This is a genomic window from Pseudomonadales bacterium (genome assembly GCA_041395945.1).
GTDB lineage: Bacteria > Pseudomonadota > Gammaproteobacteria > Pseudomonadales > Azotimanducaceae > SZUA-309.
This window is the reverse complement of record JAWKZN010000001.1, coordinates 1,160,766-1,183,593: the sequence shown is the minus strand read 5'-3', so window position 1 is coordinate 1,183,593 and position 22,828 is coordinate 1,160,766. Positions and strand designations below refer to the sequence as shown.

The following is a 22,828-nucleotide window of genomic DNA, read 5'->3' as shown; positions in this document are numbered from 1 at the left end:
CTAGCTCTGCAGTTAACTACATGAAACGGAATGCAAAATAGCAATCGTTATCTGCTTGCGATTTTTCATCTACTGACTGTCGTCCCTGTTGGGAAAAAACACTTCTGTCAGAAAGAGCTTAAGCGCAATAAAAATGGATTCAAGCGAATATCTCCAGTCCTTCCAATCGAGATCGTAGAACGCCAATGGAGGTTTGTACGAATGCAGCAACTCATTCCATCCCAATAGCCCTGCTCGTCTGTACGCAGGAATCGCTTTTCCGTCGGGACGCAGCATTATGTGCCGAAAGTCACGTGTCGAGGGTGCAACGGGGCGTACAGGCTGGCCTATCAAATCGAGATAATTGAGCCAACAAATATCTACTCCAGAATAGGGTGCGGCGTCTCCACCTCCGGATAATCTCGGATTGGCCTCTATTAGCTTCACTCTCCCATCTCGATCATCCCACTTCAATTCGATTTCGCAGATCCCCACATATCCAATCGAACGCAGGAATTCATCACACAAAGAATCAACCAATGGATCAACCACGGGTTCACTTACCGTTGCAGGACCGAACCCTACTGGATCGCAACGAAGTTCTCTAAACAACGCGTTCGCGATACGCGCTCCATTCCGATCGTAACAGGATAGATAGACCCTCTTATTTGTATCCGGTCCTTGAATGATTTCTTGCAGCACTACTTTCGGATTCAGCGTGGAAGCAAGGCGATATTTCGCTGTCAGGTCGGTTGGTGAATCCGAAATATGTATCTTCTTGTGCGAAAGCGGATGTCCAATCGGAAATCGCTCCCATTCCCGAAAATGACCAGGCTTCATCAGACAGGGAAACTGCGCTTTTTCGGCGAAACTTTGAACCGAATATTCATCCTCGACGATAGCAGTTTCTGGCATAGGCAATCTATGCATACCAGCCAGGTGATACTGAGTGAACTTGTCTGCGAGTTCTCCCTGAAGATCAACCCGAGGTGAAAACAAGAAACACTCTCTTAGACGTTCTTCACCCTTCGCAATCGCGCTCACATACCGATCTGAGCTAGGTATCAATACCGGCTTAATAGCGTACTGACAACCAACATTCAGAACGAAATCCATCCAGGACTCAAAATCAGTATCCGGATTGGGGCAGCGCAAAGCTGGCCCGTAAACGGAGCGGAAACCAGGCATCGACGAATCACAATCAAAGAGACTTGTCCTGACGCCGCGGCGCTTTAACGACCGGGCGCCGAGGACCCCAGTTTGAAAGGCCCCAGCAATAACCGCCGCAGGCCAATCCCGCTCCGCTTTTGTCGGATTGCCACAATGATCCTCTCTACCTAAAATGCTCATCACACCTATTTCCAGGCTCGTCGCAAATTAACACTTCTTGGCGCCGGCCGCGTACTCTGATTGCAAGCGAATTGCACCCAAGAATCAGAGTGCATTCGTTGGCCTAGATAGAGAAGTGAATTGGCGTCTTCGCGGTCGAAAATCAGTTGCAGAGAGCATCTGGAGATATACGGACTCACGCAATGCATCACGCCAGTACTCTGATTTACGCGATGCATCACTACAAAATGCAATAGCTGTATAGATCAGTTCATAGCATTTCTATTCCAGTCACGACATCCTAAGCGCGTTTTGCCTTCGACCGGTGAGCTGCCTCCTATTCCTTTGCGTACTCCAGAATCGCGCCAACATACTTGGAGAACGTATGGGAACCGAGGACCGTTTCCAAGGCAGATTTTGAGAGCTTCTCTGCTGTTGACACATCTCCCACTAACTCAATCGCACGCACCATTGAATCGACATCATCAGGATCAACCAGCAATCCATCGACCCCATCCTTTATGTAGTCTTCGGTCCCAAGTACTTTCGTACAGATGATCGGCTTGCCCAGCGCCATTGCCTCGAGCAGCGCAACCTGGCCAGACGAGTATGCATGCACCCGAAGTGGCACAACAACAATCCGCGCATCTTCTAGGAGCTCTCTGTATCGTTCATAGGGGACATCTACAAAAACTTCAACGTTTTCCGGAAAACATACTTGAGCACGATCGCTTTCTGTCATGACAACAACAAATCGAGTATTCCTGCACTTTTTCGCAGCAAGTGAAAGTGTCTTCCAGTCCCGCCCCGTCCTGCCAGCTGAAAACACATAGTTGCCACGCGTGGGAATGATCTTTGGTTCCACGATGTTTGTGTGCCAAGGAACAAAACGTATTTTTCCATCCGGCAATCGTAATCGTTCTGAATATATACCGATCTCTCGACGCGCGGAAACACACACAACATCGAACTCGGCGAAAGCAACTCGTTGGAAGTACAGCTTTAACGCCCACAGAATCCCCGGACGCGGATCATCAAACCTTGTCTCGAGAGAAATCAACCGAGGATTCCACTTCGGATGAATGGCCTTTAACATTCCTAACAAAGCAGCAACACGCACATTCCCTGTTATCAATGTATCTGCGTCATTGCTACAAGCCACGATTCTTACTGAGTGGAAGACTGAACCGATGATCCCACCGAAACGCTGCTGGGGAATTCTTTTTGTCAGTCTCTCCCACCGAGCTTCCTGTGAAATCACCACGTCAGTCAGGATATTTCCGCCACGCGCAGTAGATAAATATTCGATTCTGGATGAGTCACTCATTCGAGGGAGCCGCGGCAACACAGGCCGGCGCAGTTGAATTTAGCAACCCGGCAGCTAAAAGTTTCGCAGCCACCTCTATACCGTTTCGATTCCAATGAGTGTCGTCCGGCCAGAACGTGAACTCACCGGATTCGAGCAATACTCTTGAACGCTCCTCCAATGCTTTGGTGGAGTCTATCAATTCAATCCCTAAGTCGGAGGTGACTCTACGAAGCAAACTGAGTTGAGCATCTGGAAGCTGCTGAACCGGGCGATTCATAAGCGCGGAATACACTCTATACTTCTCCGGAATGAATAAAACCAGATCTGGTCTGCTGCTGGCCAATTGGTTTTCCAAAAAACCAAAATCATCATATTCCTCTCTTCTGGTGACTTCAGCATAACCGCTCAGGAAAGCCATCGATGTTCCACCAACTTGTTCCACAATAGTTTTACTTTCTGAAAGTAAGTTTCCACTGCTGGCCTGTGTACTTGCAATGCTCAAACGGATTTTTTCCAGGGATTGCGTATAAAGTCCGTAGAATACCTTTGATACCTCAAACCACTCCTTGAGCGTGGCCGAGTAGTTCTTGGCAACCGTACGCAACAGGGACGGTGTCATCTGCCTTAGCGCAAGGTCCTGCTTGTCGATTGGCTGGAAGTCATTTCCCTCGAAAAAGGCAATCACCAAACAGATATCGGGCCCAAAACGCGTTCGAGCTTCATCCGCGATCCTAGAGTATCCAAGCGGTCCGTTAGGGAACGCCATACTATAGGATGATATTCCTTGTTCCCTTCGCATGATCTCCGATAGAGAATCAGCTTGTGTATTACCGTTTCCTACTACAAATGAATCACCGATCAGGATTAGTTTCTCTCCTCCATAGTCAGTGACGTTCCTGTATCCAATCGAGTCTGTCTTGAATTCAAGCTGCTTCGGATACGCCAAAGCACGGTCCAATGTTGGATCGATAGCAAGTAGATCCCCATGAGGGGACAACATGGAAACGTCTTCGTTGGACCTGTAGCGATCCCCCTCCACTAGAAACTCATGCGGGCGATAGTATGGACTAGGCAGGACCCCGCCTGTTAGACGGAGCAATGCTTCCAGAATGAGGGTGCAAACTAAAGCGCTTGAAGCGAAAAGCACCCCATTTGCATAATTAAGTAGTAGTAATAATGCGCTGATCAAAGCAGCGATTAACATTCCAGACGCGGTTGATGGCATGTATATTACAAGAACGTTAAACAACAGAATCGACGAGAACACGCGCAGTAGTTTACTTTTCATCTACTAGATTTCGTTTAAACTGACTAAATGAGTATGGCTGAGCCTTTCCGACGCTTTTGCGATTTCTGAAGTAGTCATAGGTAAACAACCGATGCGTGCAACAAGTTGTTCTGCCACGTACTGGTGCCCAGAAAAAGAAAGGTGATCATCAAGCGTAAAAAACATACTAGGTTCAAATCCAGCCGATATATCCAGGATTTCCAGATGCGGAAGACGGTTTCTAAATACCCCTGATGTCAACTCGCTCTTCACCGCCAAACTAAACGAATTTGAATTCTTACCCCTCTAGATTCAACTGGTCGCTGCAACACTCTCTTGGAGCTTATCTGCCGGCGTTTGATACGCCAACCTTTTTCTCGGCCGCTGATTCAACCTTCTTGCGATAGCGTTGAGGTCGGACTGCGTGTGCACGGACAAGTCCGTTTGCTTCGGCAGGTACTGACGAAGCAAACGGTTCGTGTTTTCGTTGGTACCACGCTGCCACGGACTCTGCGGGTCACAGAAATAGACGACCACATCTGTCGCCACAGAAATTTTCTTGTGTTGAGCCATTTCTGATCCCCGATCCCAAGTAATTGTCTTCAGAAGCTCATCCGGCAGCTTTTTGATTTGTCGGATGAGCGCACTCACGACACTGTTCGTATCCTTGCCTTCTACTTTGACTAACAAAGTGAAGCGAGATTGTCGCTCAACCAAGGTGGCGATGTGTGTGTTACCGGAACCACTGATCAGATCACCTTCCCAGTGTCCTGGGACCGCTCTGTCCTCAACCTCCGGGGGACGTTCTCGAATCGATATAGCATCAATGATTCGACCTCTCGGCTTTCCCTTCGTCGAATATCTTTTCCCATGCCGCATGACCCGCCTGGATCTCAGATGCTTCATGAGCTCTTTCTTCAATACCCCCCGAGTCTGAACAAACAAGCTTCGATAGATTGTTTCATGAGACACATGCATACCGGCTTTCATTGGGTAGCGCAGTTTCAACCAACCAGAAATCTGTTCTGGCGACCACTCAAAGCTCAGTTTTCTAGCGACGATTCTCTGCAGTTTGATATTGTGAGCCAGCTTACAACGCTTCGGTCTGCTCCCGCGATTCCAGGTAGCTTCTTCCGCCTCCGAGGCCCGGTAGCGTCTGATTCCACCGTTTCTCTCAATCTCTCGTGATACGGTAGACGGTGCACGATTGATATGTCGGGCAATTGCCCGCATGGAGCAACCCGCCGAAACACCCCGAGAGATTTCTTCCCGTTCGCTCAGGCTCAATTGTGTGATTGCGCGGCTTCGAGGTGGGCTATATATCCCGCCGCCCGTTCTGAGCACCCCGAAAACTGAACCGGCATGTTTGCCAATTGCATCGCCAATTTCAGTGAGTGATTCGCCTTGCTTCCATCGTTCCCAGAGTTCGGCTCGCTGGGAAGCGCTTAATCCTGGTCTGCCGAGTCTCGTCATGTTGAACACCCCGTGTTGATTTCCAGATACTAAGGGTGTTGCACTGATCCATTGAATTCACCCCTTCCATTTATCCTGAATACGACGATACGCGTTCGCTTCGGGAAATCAAAAACGTTTGCCATCGCATTCAGGAAATAGAATGCTGCTTTTGACTCTTGAGATAGCAACGTAACTTCGTGAGTGTCTGTTCCTGAACTCATAAAATACCGGCTTACACGTTTGGACGACTTCCGAGCGAGAAACGGAATAAACTGAGCGACATGCTTTCCAGGATAGTAGGTTAAGCTGGAGACATGCTGTGATTGCATGTCGTGGAAATCCGATTCGCTCATAACCTGAAGTTTGTTCCCTCTTTCAAAATATAGTCTGTTTTCGTCGTAATCGTTGTCAGAATATTGAATAAACAGAGTAGTGAGAGCTTCGATGTTGATTCGTCTTAGCAGGTGAAGAGATCGCACTGTTCCATATGAGGAAATGCCGGCATTTAAGGTTTTAGTCTGGCAAACGCGTTCATATATGCTTGGGAACGAGTCTGATTGATTCACTCCCCAACCCATGGTGAACGAATCGCCCAGCATCACGACTCCTGGTCTATCAATACTTGCCTCATCATCCCGCAATCCCAAGCTATTAACGTCAACGGCCGTTTCAAAATCATAGTTGCTAAATTGGCACGATCCTGGACGAAGCACGTAGGCAACAACTCCATCATACTGAGCGCAATCTGGAAGTGCTTGCACTATGCGACGATCGTGTTCGGTGTAGTATGAACTAAGTACTCTGAGCAACGGTTTCATCGGCGGAGGCCAATGCAGGAGAGCAGCGATCATTCCTTCCATGAGCAACAGCACACCCATCAGCACCATTGCGTTTACTAGTATTGTGGCCGCTTTCGGTCTAACCAGTTCAGCCTTTGGAAAATCCACCTTTTCGATGAACTCACGTGAGAAATGTTTCTGTATTGACGCGCATTTCCAACCTATTTTTTGGGATCAATCCTCACCGCCTTTTCAAATGATGATCTCCACGAAGCCTTCGCCCGCACATCCGATTCGATTTAAGCAATATGAGTCGAACCCAAAGAGGCGAGGCATGAATCACCAATCAACACCGAATTGGAAGCGTTCTTGTCGCAGCCTATTGTCGGGTCGAATTACCATTCGCGAACTAGCAGGCTATTTGATGCGTGAAACGTTTAGCTGTTGCACCGCAATCAGGTCAGCATCAGGGCTACAACTTTACCTCCGAGCCATTGGATTTCTGTAATTCAGATGTGACGAATTAGCTTGAATATTTGAGCAAAAATCGCACTCTATCCAAATTTAGGATAGTAACTAAGGTCAAAATAGATTCGGGAGTATCGTGAACACCAACCAATCTATATCGGTTGCTATATCGGTTGGTCCAAACACGGCTTCCTGAGATTTGCTGGTGTGTGAGAACTGTTAAAACTATCCGAACGATTGTAACTCCAGCTCTGTATTCTGACCTGTTGAGATACCTGATTACTCAGCACCTGCTTTTAGATCATTACGCCGAAGCAACCACACTTTCATCGTCCTGGTGGTCGAGATCAGACCGACGAATTTCCGCCCCACCAGCCGATACAACTGCATGGATTTAGCTCAATGGCTTATCTTGCCGTACCAGGTATGGACTCTCCTGCCTCTTTCCAGACGAAGTTTCGTTGGGAATAGATCTGATGCTGGGAGATGTCTACAATCGAAAGTTTTCCTGCTCAGTTGGCTAGCTGACATTCCTGCGCATGTTACGTGACTAACTTTACAATTTCCGCTCTCAACTACACCTGTTGCGTTTTTTTTGTGAATCATATCGAAGCAATTTGTAACGGGATCTTAGAAGATTGTTTTCGACATGCTTGATAGGATTCTCATCCTTTTGTTCAGGGACCAGATTTGAAAATAATATTGACTAATGGGAAGTCCGGCAAACCCTCCAGAACAGCGATCAAACTTAGCTTTCTAGGGAGCTCATCGTGAACCGACGAAAATTACTAGTTTCTTCTTCTGGCATAGCTGCACTTCTGGCAAGCAAAGGTGTGTTAGCAGTCCCCATGCCGCCGGTAATAGCTGGCGGCAACATTGGGAATAGTGGGTATACGCCCACTCATTTCGCGAGTGCAAATGCAAACGGTGGAGGATCCGGATCCGCCAGTTCGCCATGGACGCTCGAAGAAGCGATGAGAAACGCAGTTGCTGGAAATCGAGTGCAGGTCGAACCTGGTATCTACGTCGGTAGAGGTACGGTAGGACGCTGGGCGTCTGCTTTCGCCCCTAGCAATAGCGGAACAAGCGATAATCCAATAGTCTTTTTCGCCGCGAATCGATCCGGACTCTCATACGTTGCTGGTCTAACTACGGAAATACGTTCTGGCGGAACCAGCGGCAGCAATGGGAGCCCTGCATTTGGGGCCCCAGACAGGAGCTATATCATTTTCGATGGTTTTTACACGGACAACAATGCAAACAACAACAAGTCGAGCAGAGACACGGGTCCAGTAAACCTGAACGGGTCGGTTGGATGCGAAGTGCGGAATTGTGTGATCAAAGGTGTAGAAAACCAGGTTACCGGCGATAACTACTGTGGTGTCCGATTGGAAGTTGCCGCCGACTGTATAGTATCGGATTGCTACATATCTGGGTTTCGAAGTGACGGGGGAAGCGTTAGTCAAAACCACGCTGGTGTAATGAGCTACGACGCGCGAAATTGTGTCGTAGCAAACTGCGAGATAGTCAATTGCGGGTGCGGAATTTTCTGGAAAGGGGATCATTCTGGTGACGGCGCGCCTCAGTATGGGTTGGACACGCATCACAATATTTTCAGAAACAATCGCTGGGCTGACGTACGCTTCGGAGGGGTATCAGGAGACGAGCAAAATCGCGTCTTTCAAAATCATTTTATTAGCGACGGTACACCGTCAAGCGGAGCGGTTGTATTTACGTCTTACGTCGCGGGGTCGCCTACTAACGTCTGGGTTGCAAACAATACTTTCGTTGGACACCACAAAGCGATCTTGACGCAAGCGACAACTCCCCTTTCAAACAGGATATACAACAATATTTTCTACGGTGTCCAACACGTCTACGGATCGTACTCCACATCCGACGTTCCCACGTTTTTGAATGCATTTTCTGCCATAAACTACAACCTGTATCGGGGCATATCCAATTTCAGCTATACAGAGGGGTCAGGTTCGATGACTCAACTGACTTTTACGTCGTGGCGCTCTTCATATGGTATGGATCAGCAGGGAATAATTGAACAGGATCCCAGACTCGCGTCAGTTCAGGCTGAAGATTACTCCTTGCTCTCAGGCAGCCCGGCCCAAAACGCAGGTCTTGATGTTCTCAATTTGCTTGGATTCGGTACAAGTAGCCAGATCAATATTGGGTCTGATATCGGTAATGGTGATGTTATAGGAAGGAGAGCCTCTTAGAAAAGATAAGACGAAATCCCGGACCAACAAGTTCGTCGTTCAATGTCCGCAACGCGGTGTTTTTTTGAAGCAGATTGCAGTTTGTCGCAGCCACAGTTCGCGACGAGATGCAGTAGGCGTCCCTTCGCCTACTTGCTCTGGCGGGAGCACTCACATTGGAATCGACTGATGGAACTTAGTGGATACGAATCCCAGGCTGCCTTGATAAGCGCGAAGGTTTGAAAGCGCGGGCAAATTTGAGAAAAGAGCCAGCCAAATCTCGCTCTTTTTTTTGAAATCATTGGTTTGCTTCAAAACGACCGATTCCGACGTCGCTATGGTAGTAGCACTCGTATACCATCCGGTGGATTCTGGACTCATTGCCCATCTCCATGAGTTCCCGCAGCACGCTCGCCTCTGCAGCTTCTAAATCATTAAGCACTAAGAATTCAGTTCCCTCAGTTTCGTCGTCGGATGGAAGATGTATAGCAACGGGGATCGTCCCAGCAGTCGCTTCTCCTTTCGTGAAAGCCCACATTCAGCGTCACCCTTTTACTTCCACTGTCCTTAACAGACGATCTAGGTTCCTCTAGAAAGGCAAGAGAGCGTCTCGAAACAATGTGCTCATCAGGCAGTTCCTGCGCTCTGCCATATACGAAGGAGCGAATCAACCGACCGACGTTTCGGTAAGTAATGCTCGCTGTCAGCTGAGTGGGTGTACATATTTCCAGAACCAACATCGTTCGCTCAGCATAATAAACCTGAAAATCTCAGATACCGTGGACTATAAGCGAAAGTTAGTGGCGACATTAATCCCGGATATTTATCCGATTGAACGCTGGACCCAAATATTAAGAGCCCACACTCGCCCCATGAAAATGCGCACCCTGCCTATCTGGAACCTGCGAATCGCCTCCTCGGATTATCACACCGATTCAGAGATCCCAAGATCGAGGAAACGACACGACTGCTCGATCAGTAACAAGATTACGGCTAGCGGTAGATCCAGTATTTCTTCATGTGACGCCATGGGGTCCAGCCGAAAGCTAGATTGGACATCGAATCCTAGTGACGACACTACAATGGAGCGCGTACGCATTCGAGTTAGAATAAATTAAAACCGGCAGGTTAGAGTCGAGAGCGATTGCGAACGCTCATAAACGGACGCTCGACCAGAGTATAGAATACGTATGCGACGACGATTGTACCCGAGATAGTTAATACCGGATATAAAACGCTGTTAGGTTTAGATATTTGACGCACAAACATCTCAGCAAGCGGATATACGCGCCCATGTATCAAGTACAGAGAATAACTGGACGCCCCAAGCATGGTTAAAGGCTTTAGTAGCAGCCTGTGCTTCTTCTCTGCCGCCTGAAAGGCGATAGAAAACCATAAGGCAAAGGCAGTAGCGAGCCCTGCAGTCAGGAATTCGATACTACCGGATAACAACGACAGCTCCTCTGCACCGATTCTTACCACATTCATCATGAACAGAGATCCCATCACAATGCCCGCAATCATGCTGCCGCTTATTACCGGAGCATACTGTTTGAATAGACTACGAGGCGTCATGTCTAACTCTTGCAAACGCCGTAAGATCACGCCCAGCATGAATACAGGCCAGTAGACAAGAAAAAGACCGGAGATCTGAAAGAAATGAATAAACAAGGCAACCATCGATATGACAGTGACGGCCCGCAAAACCATGCGCCAGTGCTTCCCACTCGCGACAGCCGCAGCCATCACTATATAGAACTGCACTTCGATTCCTAGTGTCCAGAACACTGCATTCACAGGACTGAAGGCAGCTTGCAGGTCTCCGTTCTCTGAAAAAAAAATGCGGGTAAGTGTCAACACCTGCAACCACTCGCTACCACCAAATTCAAGCCATCTGGGTTCAGGCGGTAAGTAGATACCGGATTTGAGTGCGCTAACAATTTCGATGACAAAGGGTACACTTATAGCGACAACAACTGCGCCCCAAAACGGAGGATAGATCCGTAATAGACGGCGTCTCATGAAAATTCTCCAGTTGCCACCTAGTCGGATCTCGCGTTCGGCAGATGCGGATATTGCATAGCCCGAAATCACAAAGAATATCGGAACGCCCAGGAACCCTTTCGCTGCAAGTAGTGCTAGGCTCGGACATGCCGTCGCAATCATCGATTGAACATGAAATGTGAATACCCACAACGCCGCCAATCCCCTACCGATCTCAAGCCTAGTGTTCATATTCTGAGTAAATCCGCTTTTCCCATAATGACCTTGTTGCGAGGTCTAAAATTTCACAAAATACCGACCTCCCGTTGATGCACCCGTTCTCCCGACTTGTTCTTAGACACTAATCTTGTAGCTCGCCTCCCTATTCTAGGGTACCGTGCGCACTCACTGGATACACAATAGTGCTACTTTTCCTCCGTACTCTGTTTATTTAACGTGTAAGATCTCCTTTTTGCTTTGCCTTAATGCAGGTCGCCAATCAGCTTGATCCAAGCTCCATGAAATCCTACAGCCTACCCCTCCCCGCCCTTTTATAGCGCTGCTCTATTCAGCGGATCTACGTCCCCATTACATTGTCCGCCACATCGAACACCTGACATAAAAAGGGGACAAACTTAAGCACCCTGGAACCGGCATCGGTGGGTTTTCTACTAGAGAATAGCTGCAAGCCTCAAGGGACCAAGAGAGAAGACCCCACGGTTCAAGGCGGGTTTGTTAGCAATGGAAATTCGCTCTATCGAAAGAGCCATCGGGGTGATTCACTGGGCGAGCTCGGCGCCACTTATATACTTAGACTCATGCAACGGGTGGGAAATGAGGCGATCGATCATCACCCGCCGAACGGGTCGGCTACATCGCTGCCACCGGCGTATTCCCAGTCGCCCATGTGGTCATGCTACCAACATACCGATTCAGCTCCTAGCACTTGGAATTACCAAGGTACCAATGAAACGCAGCTCAGTATTCCTGCTGACGGGAATTGATTGGGCGAGCCGACGACTGCTGACCGGCCAGATTCTATAGTTGTCAAACTAGAGGTCCCTGCCCACGGTTGCAGAGATCGGATGAACTATATACAAAGTCGAATTTCGCACTGCGCAAGAAGTACCATACAATCACAGAGCAGCGGCTGTGAGCCACAATGGCAATAGGCTAAAGTCAATGTCATCGAAATTAGAGAATAAGGTAGCCATTCTAGCCTCCATCATTGTGGTCACCCACCTCTTTCTATTGTACGGCCTTCCTCCTATTGTCTTCATTGTATTATTAGCAATCGCTGTTTGTCTTTTAATCTTTAGCGGCGGTCTCAATTCGGTACTGATTTCCCTATCGTTCTTAGTTGTCACAGCGGTACTTTGGTCGACGATCAAACTGACCGGCCTTGAAGATTCAATCTATTACCGCCCTCATGAAAAGTTCGCATATTTTGACAATGGACTTGGGAGAAAAACTTACTCAAAAAACGTAGACTTTGAAATGGACGTACCTTATGGAGACCTAATCGCTCTATCCAAACTGACCACCGTCCCACCGAAACCCAGGCGGGTGATATTCAAAACCGATTCTCAAGGCAATAGAAACGAACACGATTTTCATGGCCAAGAGTACGCGCTGGTCGGAGACTCTTTCATAGCAGGTAGCGGACTTTCACAGCAGCATACGATTACCAGTCAACTCCTGCAGATTTACTCAATCGACACCTACAACCTTGCCCATCCTGGCGATGTCCAGGACTACATTACGTATATCAAATCATTCAGAAAAAACGTTGAAAGCGATGATACAAAGTTTCTGCTGTTTCTCTTCGAAGGTAACGATTTTCCCAAGCATCACGCAGATACAGCGTTTCTTGCGCATTCAAACGAATATCTTGAATCAATGCGCTATGCAATGTGGCGCTACTACAAGGTTTTTAGCGATACATCAATCTATCGATTTATATACTCAACATCTCGAAGTGCGCTAGCACTAAACAAGGAAACGCAATCAGTCGTTGTAAAGGAAATAAATGGAAAACGAATTGCGTTCTTAGAGTCCTATATCAGGACCACGGTAAATGAAGAACTCTTAGTAAACCCAGAAACTGAAAACGCAGTTCGGAGTGTAGCAGACTCAGTATCACACCTAGTTTTTATCCCGACGAAGTACCGCGTCTATTACCAGCTATTATCGACTTCACAGAGCGGGGAGTTGTCCGACCTTCCTAACAAGCAGTGGGAGTATGTCCAAGTTTTGGGTAGGATGTTCGACATACCAACGATAGATCTGACACCGGACCTCTCCGCGAAATCCGCCGAACTGTTAGCAGACGGCAGCTTCACCTATTGGGAGGACGACACGCACTGGAACCAGAATGGCGTTGCCGTAGCAGCTAAAATTCTCTTTGAAAAAGTCTTTGCAAACCAAGTCTATCCAGACTAGCGCAATAATTATACGCGAATGCTTTTTTGTTGCCTTTTAGTGTACTCCGGAATGCACGCATTCAGAGAAACCTATTTGGTGAACTTTCTATCATAAGATCCTGGTGGGTCATTTCGAACACAACCACCGAATATGCTTCTGCCTGTTGAACATGAATGTAACTGGAAAAGCGGGGCCTGGTTTCATTGAGAAGAGTTCAAAGTGACCCAAACGAATAGTGATATCTCAAATACAAATGCTTGCGCATTGGTAGTAACCCTGGGACTACCCCATGAAAGACCTTGGTGGTGGAAAGACCTGGAAACCAACGGACAAATTGCACATGTTGGGTATGAAAGGCTGAACTTCCGCAACAAGCTATCACAGCAGATCTCGCTGATTGAAACTCCATTCTTTATGTTGAAGGTACTTGTTCAGCTACTCAAGTGGCGGGGTCGACACGAGTACGTTTTTTCGTTCGAGTGTGACCTTGTTGGTTTGTCTATCTGCTTTTGGCAAACAATTCTTAACATGAGCCGCCCAAAACACGTAATCCTGCACTTCATCATGAGGGAGAAAAATTCATCGCTAGCGTCTATTGCAAAATATCGGTTCTTACGGTTCGTCTTTTTTTCAGTTTGGCGGGTATTTGTGTCAACGCGACACGAAATCAACTACTACAAGGATGCGTTTGGTTGGGCAAAGGAAAAAACAGTATTTCTACCGCTCTTCACTGATCCCGAACTGCTCATTCGTGAACCAAGGGAAAGTCCAGAAAACTATGGAATCGCCGCTGGTCGAACATTTCGGGATTATGATACGTTAGTCAAGGCTGTTGAAGGCACCACCACAAAAATAGTAATCGTTGGTGGAGAGGGTACAGTCGAAAGGTATGGGAAGCACCCCAATATACGCGCACTGGAGAACATTCCATCAGCGGAATTGGACGAACTAATTTCACTTGCGAATTGGGTTGCTGTACCGCTCCATATGCGTGAGATCTCAATTGGCCAGAGCGTAATCCTTCAGGCTATGGCACTAGGAAAACCCGTTATCGCGAGCGAAGTGCCGGGTACGTCTGACTATATAGAAAGTGGCGTTGATGGGCTTCTTGTTCCCCCTTACGACCATCTTGAGCTCAGATCAGCAATCGCCTCTTTGGAGTCAATCGAACTCAGACAAAGAATTGGACAAGCCGCGCGCGAAAAAATAGCCCAAAATCACCTCCCCCACCATTTCACTGCCCAACTACGCTCGTATATCTCCACAACCTGAACGAGCAACAAGGCTATCCCATAACGCTCTAGAAAAAATCCGAGTCGTGCCAGTCAGTAGCCTTCCCTGATCGCGCCCAATCGACCGTTCTTCGAAAATCTCTGTTTGAGTACGGCAATAGAGAAATCAATCGACGTACAATCCGTTCGAATAGCTTTTGGGAGGGGATGAAATGCGTTCCGCCTAGATTTGCCAATAAATCGTACTGCCGATACGCAGCTAGAATCAAAAATCCTTTCTCAGATGCGAGCAACGACTGCCGCAGATACAATGCATCTCCGTGCATCAATTGCCCTCCGAAGGGTTGGTCTACGCGTGCGCTGTTTCGCCAGAAATCCCGACGTAAGCCGCGAAGAAAAAAACCGTGTGATCGGAGAAAGGAATCCACATCCGCGAAAAGCGGCTGATCCTTGTACATTTCTACAAATTCGACTTCTACCTCAATGGCAGTTACGTTGGATAGCAACTCCTCCGACCCTTCCAGGATCTCTAATTCCGTGCCTTGCGTATCAATCTTTATGACATCAGGCGAGACTTCCAAAATCGAATCTAAACGATTTACAGCCACCTCGACTTGTCGAACGACCTCAAGCTGTTTTCCATACTCAAAGCCGCTTAAAAATTCCGTATTGGGTATCAGGAGACTCGAGCATCCTGGCTGCCTTGTGATATGCAGTGTTCTCTTTTCCTCCTGGACAGCTCCTAAAGCATACGGAAGATATGTGATTCGATAGTCGTGCTCGATATCGTTCAACCGATCACACTCAACTGGATCCGGCTCGAAAGCGTAAATCGAAAGATTCCCGACAAAAGGCATCCACCGCCTATCGATACCGTCTCTCGCACCAATATCTACCAACACCACTCTATCGGCATCACTCACTGAACACTTCCAACCATATTAAATGAAAAACATACCCAATGAGTGGCATGGATACGATACCGAGACTCTAGAAAATCGTGCACATGCGTCACCTAGATTGCTACTAATCATCCTTTGTAGAGTTTGAATAGCGCTTCATCATACACTTCCTCAATCTTCTGAACATTTATAACATCCGTATAGCGTTCAGATACCCTTTTCATCCCAGCTATACCCATCTCCGATCTTTTCTCGTCCGATTCGAGCAAGTCTGAGATTCGAGCAGCTAATTCAATGACATTGCCAGGTTCAACCAAGTAGCCACTGACTCCGTTCAGTACTATCTCCGCAGGCCCTCCGAAGTTAGTTGCAATAACCGCCTTTCCACATGCCATAGCTTCAAGTATCACGATTCCAAACGGTTCAGGTTCAATGGAGGCATGTACAAACACATCAAATGCCGCAATATAGTCAATTGGGTTTTGGGCATACCCGGTGAAACGAACGCATTGACTCAATCCGTGTTTCAAAACGTAGCCCTCTAATTTCCGTTTGAATTCCAGATCGGCGAACGACCCTACGAAAAAGCAAACGAGATCCGGAAATTTCTTCAACAACAAAGGAAGTGCAGCCAACAAAACATCTTGCCCTTTCCACTCTTTGATATTTCCAACAATTCCAATAATTCTGGATTTCCGCGAAATTTCCCACTCTTTACGAATATCTACTATGTTTTCACTAACTCGAATTCGCTGCAGGCAAATTCCATCATCGATTCGAAATAAGCGATCTGACGAAATGCCACCATCTATCAGATTGCTGTTTACAGCATCCGAGATAGTGATAATGCGTTGAGGAAAACGAGAGAAGAAACGAGTTGAACCTGAAATCTCAGATTGAATACCTCGCTCGTGCACCACAAATGGTATTCCGGAAACTACACATGCTGTCATCAGATCGTGATCGTAACCACAGGCGTTGTTGAGATGAACTAAGTCAACCCTATTTCGTTTTAAGAACCACATCCATTTGGAAGATCGGAAAACATGCATCTTTGCAACATTGAGCAAAGACTGTAGGCCATGAATGGCCGCACTTTTCTGACTGCCTGGAACTTTGATAGGCCTCCATGCTGCAAATTCGAGTATTTTTACTCCAGCCTCCTCAAAAGCTGAATAGAGTGAATTCCTTTGGAAAAAGCATACTAAAGGTTCAAATTTTTCTCGGTTCAATTGACCAACTATATCCAGCAGGCAGCGATGTGAGCCCCCAATTGTTCCATCTGTATTGTGTTCTACGTAAAGAATTCGCTTCATGAGGAATACCGCCGGCTGCCAAGTGCACGCTTCCTTGTCAAGTGGAGACTAAGTGAATCATAAACTGGTTGAAGGCGTCTAACAGACTCTCAGCTTTGCTCAGAATCGACGTCAATCTCTGAGCTTTCAACCATTTTTCTAAAATCACTATTTCGGGAAAGCAGTTCCTCAAATGTACCCGAGGCTGATACATTTCCGTTCTTCAGCATGTGAATAACGTCACATCCGCGGACCGAACTTAGTCTATGGGCAATCAATACTATCGTTTTCTGTTTACCTAAGCTTCGTACTGATTGCATTACCTTCTGTTCGGTTATTGAATCTAAGGCGCTAGTTGCTTCATCAAGTATCAAAACAGCCGGGTCATGATACAAGGCTCTTGCAATTCCTATTCTTTGGCGCTGCCCACCTGACAGCCGAACCCCCTTCTCACCAACTCCTGTATCAATGCCATACGGCAATTCATCAACAAATTCGTCCAGCTGGGCAGAACTGGCAGCGCGTGCAATTGCATCAGAATCGATATCACGTTCTGATACACCAAATGCGATGTTACTCGCTATGCTCCCCTCGCTAAGTACTATGTTCTGTGATACGTAGCCAATTGTTCGCTGCCACGCTAATCGGTTGTCACCCGTTATTGTCTGTCCATCCACAACCACCTCTCCTACATTCGGCAGCAATAGTCCGAGTAATATATCGACCAAAGTGGTTTTACCCGCGCCACTTCCCCCAACAATGCCTACCATCGAATTCGCCTTAATGTCCAGATCCAAGCCCTCCAAGGCTGGTAAACTGGCTTGATCGTATTTAAAGGTGATACCGCGTAACTGACAAATCGTTCGCAGTCCCAAAGGTCTGGAGCGACGATCCATTCCAACCCTCTCTTTCCACGACTCAGTACTCGTTCTCAAGCCGATAAGATCGGAATGCAATGTATCCAGCGAGGGAAGATTGAAACGCATCTGAGAAAGATTCCGATAGATACCCTGCAACGCCGGCAACAAGCGATACCCAGCAAGCGCATAAATAGCTACTACCGGCATTGCATTCTGCAAACTACCGTAAGTAGCAATTAGATACAGGAGCAGCAAAATCATCCCACCAAAGACGAGTCCCTGAAGAACAAATGATGGCATTTCTGCTATCACTGCTCCCCTTACACTCGAATTCGCCATTCTCTGAGATGGGGAGAAAAACAACCCCAAAAATGTTTGTTCCAATCCGCTTGCCTTGACGTCTTTAATCGCTCCAAACGCTTCGTTTAATATTCTATAGCGTTCGTGATTGGCGCTAATTCTCTCCTCACCTATGCGCACCAACATACGACGTACGAAAAGGAATATCGCCCCATACATACCACCCAGGATTAGAAAAGATGCAAAGGCAAGCTGCGGGTCTACCAGGAAAAGAAATACTACAAGAAACAATGTTACCAACGAATTCGCAATGATCAGCATTGCAGGATAGAAAGCCCCTTGAAAAACATTCGTAACCTCAGACAACACTCTCGTACCTAGATCCGCGCTATGCCTGTCCAAAAACCAGGAATATGGTTGATGAAGATAGGTTTCCACGACACGACAAGCAGTGTTGTGTATCCCCATATTAGTAAAACGAAGCTGGGCCCATAGCGTAAGAGAACGGAACAGCACCGATGCCATCAGCGTCACAAAAGTGCCGATACCAAGAAAAATCAGGAATTGTTGCTGGCTACCAAAGCCAAGATATGCGTATGTTGATGCGAGAATACGGTTAGTAGACAGGATTTCCGGATTGGACAATACAGATATGAATGGCATCACAGAAGCAATTCCAATGGTATCCAGAATGGCCATAGAAAGCGTCAGCGCGACCAATCCCCACATTCCCTTTCTTTCGCTGGAACTTAGGAGTTCGTAGAGCTTGAAGTAAGGCGTAAACATCGGATTCATTTTGCGACTTTACCGCACGCGTATTTAACAATCATACAAATCAATATTCAGCCCTAGTCGAAAAAAAGAGATAGTTAGCGCCAATCTATAGTTTTCCCTATGGAAAATTACTCGCTTCGATTTCCCGAGAACTCAAGCGGCATCGCAGTTAAGAAATGTGGCAAGTGCCAGTGTGTTGAATCGTTCGCTGATTACCCGTTTAGAACAGCGCTTCCTATTCAACTGCATAAACTTTACAGCAATCAAATCCTGGCTTTGATGATTCAAGACCCGTCAGCCGCTCTCGGCAAACTCATTTCTGATCTCATTTTGTCAAACGCTCGACGATCATATTTTAGCGACGCAAATGCCGGATAGAACTGAAATGACGGTACGCGCCCAAAGCTTATCTTAGATGCAAAAAGTAAAACCAAATCCAGCGCCTGAAACAGGAAACCAGGCACCCATACTACTTTCAAATCCGGACGAGTTGCTCTAGATCTTTGTATTAGATCCACCCGTGTAGGTGCAGGAGATTCGATTACGTGGATGACTCGTGGAAACTCATTAGGGCAAGAAACTAGGTGAACAACTACATCGGCCGCGGTGTGTACATCGCAGACATTCAGTTCTGAGCTTTTTCGCCCCACCGCCAAGTAGATTGGTCCAAGTTCACGCCCAAGTCTTCCAGGCGGAACAAAGTTTTTGTAGTCAACCAAAGGACCTACACGCAGGGTGCAGACCTGCATCTTCTGGATCGCCATATGTTCATTGACTAAGTCTTCCTGGAGTGCTTTCGCAAAGACATATGGTCCACGAGAAGCATTGTTTAGATCAACGGGTGAAGTCTCAGACAGATTTTCCCTAGGGGATCTCGGCGGCTTCAAAACAGCCAAACTACCAATCTCGATCAGACGACTGACTCCCGCCAAGCTCATCGCGTCCAACAAATTCCGCGTTACCTGAATCGTATTGAGTTCATGTTCTTTGGTGCCTCCACTTGTCTCTGCGGCGCAATGAACCACCAAATCAATCCCGCCAAATATTGCTGGTGAAAATTCTCCGCTGAGATCACAGTGAAGATACTCAACGCCCGCCACCCGTTCAGAGTAACTCGGTAAGCGGCGGGCGGGTACAACAACGCGAAACCCTGCCACTCTCAATCTTTGCGATATCACACGCCCTAAAAATCCTGTACCTCCCGTTACCAGCACCGACTTACTGTCTTTCGCCAGCTTTTTCAATTCTCGCTCAGTACGTTCCAGAGACTGACGAGCCGACAGTTCAACTTGCGCTTCTTGTTCACGTAGCGCTTCAGTTATTGACTCACACAACGAGACAGTCTGCAAAATATCTGATGACGTTACTGGTATCCCCCGATCACCTGATACTCCTGAATAAAATTCCTCAAGCAATTCAACCAATCCCGGATAGCTCTTGTGTTTTTTAAACAATGTCCGAAAAACGTTCGCTATTGTGTGTACCGTTTTCTGGATGGCATGACTGAATGGCTGCAATACTACCGAGATAGCGGAATGGCCTGGGCCAAGATGGCTAGTCAATCCTGAAATGACAAAATCCGCGAGCAATGATCCATTGGTTCCGACGATCCTGAGATAGGATTCTATCGGCCGTCCTCGAAGCGATACCACCAACACACCAATACGCTCTCCGAATGAAATGACTGCTCTGATGTCGCCCATTACCGATACATGAGCAGATTCGAGCCTGAATGAATTCGTAGTATCACCGTCCGGATTCATTACGCTCAACAGCAGGTATACCGGATGCGGAAGTATGTCGATCAACTGATCGACAGTACTGATCCTGGCTTTGCCTGCGGTCCGAACCTGTCTGAATGAAAAGTAGCTCTCCACGTGTACAACGTCGCCAATGAGTCTGAGCGACTCACGAACTCGATAGCCAACATCCTGAAACAGCAACTGATGAGCTGCGCAGACTTTCAAACCTCTTTCTTCCGCAGCACGAATAACCAACTGTGCATCTGCAGCTGTTAATGCGAATGGCTTTTCAACGTACACATTTGCACCCAACCTGATTGCATGTAGAGCCAGTTCAACATGCGTCCGTGGCGGAGTGACGATATGCGCAACGTCAGGTTGAATACGCTCAAGCATCACGACCGGATCAGAAAAAAACTCCAGATCCTGTCCAAACTTTTCAGCCAACTCACTCACGGGCACGACTGGGTCAGCTACCGCAACAAGTCGAGCGTTTCTGCACAACGAGATAGCAATCGCATGCTGTTGGGCCATTTTGCCCCCGCCAATCAACACTACACGTAAAGTGCCATCGCTGGATTTGATCATTGAATTCGCCCTCTCGGGAGATCCATGTTCACTTTTGGGACATCAAACGCCTTTGCCCAATTGCTCAGGCTGAGCATTGTCCAGAGCAGATCAGAGTAATCAGCACTGCCTTCACGATGATCCAGATGGAGTCTGTTCAGCAAATCAGCACCGAATAGCGATGATATGAAGTCATCATCCTTCAGCGTTGAAATCATCGTACCCAGACCGCTGTCAGATCTGAACCAGTCGGGGAGAGGAACACCAAATCCGGATTTACGACGATAGATCAGGTTTTCAGGCAGGTATTTTTCCGAAAGCTTCTTAAGAATGACTTTGTTTTCCATAAACCCCATCTTGAATTTAAGAGGCAGGCTGTTAGCAAACTGAACCAATCTGGTGTCTAGAAACGGGACTCTTGATTCGATGCTGGCAGCCATGCTCATCTTGTCCTGACGATTCAGGATGGAAAGCAGGTACGTTTGCTGATCTAACAGCCCCAGTTTTTCTACCGGACCATAACTACCAGCTAACGCCTCAAGCAGCATACTCCGTACGGGAGTAACGCTGCGCCCGAGATTTCCTACTATTCCCTCAGCCTCATCCAGATTCGCAACCGCGGAATTCAGTAGAATTGCCATACTCTCAGACTGACGGCCGTATCGTTCGATCTTTGCTATACGATGATCCCCGGAGAATTTTCCAATGGACACAAGCATCTGCCGGAATACACGTGGAATCTTTAACCAGTACGATCGAACTGCCGGTACATGATATCGCGGGTAGCCACCGAACAACTCATCCGCTCCTTCACCGGTCAACACCACTTTCACATCTTGGCCCGCCAACTCGCTGATCGCATGAATATGAACCGAATTAGGGAAATTCAAAGGTTCGTCGTTATTCCAGGACAGCTTTTCCAGCTTTGCAGCAAATTCATCATTAGAAACAGTAAGTTCATGATGAGTTGTGCCATATTGCCTTGACACCTGTCTGGCGAACTTACTTTCATCGTAGTCGGATTCCGCAAAGGAAACGCTGTATGTGTTCAGACCACCATGTGCAATTTCAGATGCGATGGCTGTGACCAGGCTCGAATCCACACCCCCACTGCAGAACGTACCAAGCGGCACATCGCTGATCATCTGATCATGAACCGCTGTGCGAACCAGTCTATCCGTTTCACTCAAGGCATCGTCAAAACTACCTTTGAATCCGAAATCTGATCCGGAAAGCGTCCAGAACTGTCGACTGGAAATCGATTGATCATGCAAGGTTAACGTACACCCTGGAAGCAATCGTTTAACACCACGGAACAATGTACTCTCTCCAGCGATATCGCGGAAAACCACGAACTCAGCCAACACCTCGCAATTAAGCTCTGCTTGCACCAGGTTTGAAGCTATCAGCGCTTTGATCTCCGAAGAAAAAGCGAACCCAAATTGACCCTCGACATAGTAGAGTGGTTTCACTCCCATATGATCGCGCGCGAGATGCAATTCCTGTGATCTTGCATCCCAGATAGCAAAGGCGAAGATACCGTTTAATTTCTCGGTGCAGCCTATTCCTCGCTGCAGATAGAGATTCAATAGAACTTCAGTATCCGAATTTGTTTTAAAGGAGTATCCCTTGTCTACAAGTTCTCTTTTGAGCTCTCGGAAATTGTATATTTCACCATTGAATACAAGGCACACAGCCCCGTCTTCACTCAACATCGGCTGATGTCCGCCCTCTACATCGATGATGCTTAGACGTCTGTGACCCAGCCATACTGGCCCATCGATAAATTCCCCCGAATCGTCCGGACCTCTGTGAGCAATGGAGTCCAATCCGTTCTGCATTCGACTTCTGTCCACCATGAATGGTGCCTTCGCTATTACTCCTAGAATTCCACACATATAGGTTTCTCTGATATTTCGATGGGAATTCTAATGGAATCGGGGACTGCTAACG

The 22,828-nt window shown here is 47.4% G+C and carries 14 protein-coding genes; 3 read left to right on the top strand and 11 right to left on the bottom strand.

The features are described from left to right. Window positions 1-69: 69 nt before the first annotated feature. The 5 genes from R3E82_05555 to R3E82_05535 all read right to left on the bottom strand — a co-directional run bounded on the left by R3E82_05555 (window position 70) and on the right by R3E82_05535 (window position 6,286). Window positions 70-1,329, bottom strand: coding sequence for a hypothetical protein (locus R3E82_05555; GenBank protein ID MEZ5550333.1), 1,260 nt, complete (start codon window positions 1,327-1,329; stop codon window positions 70-72). A gap of 316 nt (window positions 1,330-1,645) precedes the next feature. Beyond that, the gene (locus tag R3E82_05550; GenBank protein MEZ5550332.1) at window positions 1,646-2,635 is read right to left on the bottom strand and encodes a glycosyltransferase family 4 protein; all 990 of its coding nucleotides are present in this window, start codon (window positions 2,633-2,635) and stop codon (window positions 1,646-1,648) included. Further along, window positions 2,628-3,905, bottom strand: coding sequence for a hypothetical protein (locus R3E82_05545; protein MEZ5550331.1), 1,278 nt, complete (start codon window positions 3,903-3,905; stop codon window positions 2,628-2,630). Before R3E82_05545 ends, R3E82_05550 begins: the two co-directional genes overlap by 8 nt. Before the next feature lie 291 nt (window positions 3,906-4,196). Continuing rightward, window positions 4,197-5,357 (bottom strand): IS30 family transposase, encoded by a 1,161-nt coding sequence (locus tag R3E82_05540; protein ID MEZ5550330.1) that lies wholly within the window; start codon window positions 5,355-5,357, stop codon window positions 4,197-4,199. A 29-nt stretch (window positions 5,358-5,386) separates the two neighbouring features. Then, window positions 5,387-6,286 carry a hypothetical protein gene (locus R3E82_05535; protein ID MEZ5550329.1) on the bottom strand — a complete coding sequence of 300 codons (900 nt, stop codon included), beginning with the start codon at window positions 6,284-6,286 and terminating at the stop codon, window positions 5,387-5,389. A 1,070-nt stretch (window positions 6,287-7,356) separates the two neighbouring features. Between R3E82_05535 and R3E82_05530 the strand changes: the two genes are divergently transcribed. Next, on the top strand, window positions 7,357-8,817 hold the full coding sequence (locus tag R3E82_05530) for a right-handed parallel beta-helix repeat-containing protein (protein MEZ5550328.1): 1,461 nt from the start codon (window positions 7,357-7,359) through the stop codon (window positions 8,815-8,817). 1,107 nt (window positions 8,818-9,924) lie between these two features. Here the strand turns inward: R3E82_05530 and R3E82_05525 are convergent. Continuing rightward, window positions 9,925-11,031: an acyltransferase gene (locus R3E82_05525; GenBank protein ID MEZ5550327.1), complete on the bottom strand. Its 1,107-nt coding sequence runs from the start codon at window positions 11,029-11,031 to the stop codon at window positions 9,925-9,927. A gap of 930 nt (window positions 11,032-11,961) precedes the next feature. Here R3E82_05525 and R3E82_05520 point away from each other — a divergent pair. Continuing rightward, the gene (locus R3E82_05520; protein MEZ5550326.1) at window positions 11,962-13,221 is read left to right on the top strand and encodes a hypothetical protein; all 1,260 of its coding nucleotides are present in this window, start codon (window positions 11,962-11,964) and stop codon (window positions 13,219-13,221) included. Window positions 13,222-13,422: 201 nt separating this feature from the next. Then, entirely contained in the window at window positions 13,423-14,475 is a 1,053-nt protein-coding gene (locus R3E82_05515) for a glycosyltransferase family 4 protein (protein MEZ5550325.1), read from the top strand. A 28-nt stretch (window positions 14,476-14,503) separates the two neighbouring features. On the opposite strand, the gene R3E82_05510 is transcribed toward R3E82_05515, so the two are convergent. The 5 genes from R3E82_05510 to asnB all read right to left on the bottom strand — a co-directional run bounded on the left by R3E82_05510 (window position 14,504) and on the right by asnB (window position 22,773). Beyond that, complete coding sequence (locus R3E82_05510; protein MEZ5550324.1) at window positions 14,504-15,358, bottom strand: FkbM family methyltransferase; 855 nt, start codon at window positions 15,356-15,358, stop codon at window positions 14,504-14,506. 107 nt (window positions 15,359-15,465) lie between these two features. Further along, window positions 15,466-16,653: a glycosyltransferase family 4 protein gene (locus R3E82_05505; protein ID MEZ5550323.1), complete on the bottom strand. Its 1,188-nt coding sequence runs from the start codon at window positions 16,651-16,653 to the stop codon at window positions 15,466-15,468. A gap of 89 nt (window positions 16,654-16,742) precedes the next feature. After that, complete coding sequence (locus R3E82_05500) at window positions 16,743-18,587, bottom strand: ABC transporter ATP-binding protein (protein ID MEZ5550322.1); 1,845 nt, start codon at window positions 18,585-18,587, stop codon at window positions 16,743-16,745. Window positions 18,588-18,850: 263 nt separating this feature from the next. Further along, the gene (locus R3E82_05495; protein MEZ5550321.1) at window positions 18,851-20,896 is read right to left on the bottom strand and encodes a Gfo/Idh/MocA family oxidoreductase; all 2,046 of its coding nucleotides are present in this window, start codon (window positions 20,894-20,896) and stop codon (window positions 18,851-18,853) included. Continuing rightward, window positions 20,893-22,773, bottom strand: coding sequence for an asparagine synthase (glutamine-hydrolyzing) (gene asnB / locus R3E82_05490; protein ID MEZ5550320.1), 1,881 nt, complete (start codon window positions 22,771-22,773; stop codon window positions 20,893-20,895). Before asnB ends, R3E82_05495 begins: the two co-directional genes overlap by 4 nt. Window positions 22,774-22,828: the final 55 nt, after the last annotated feature.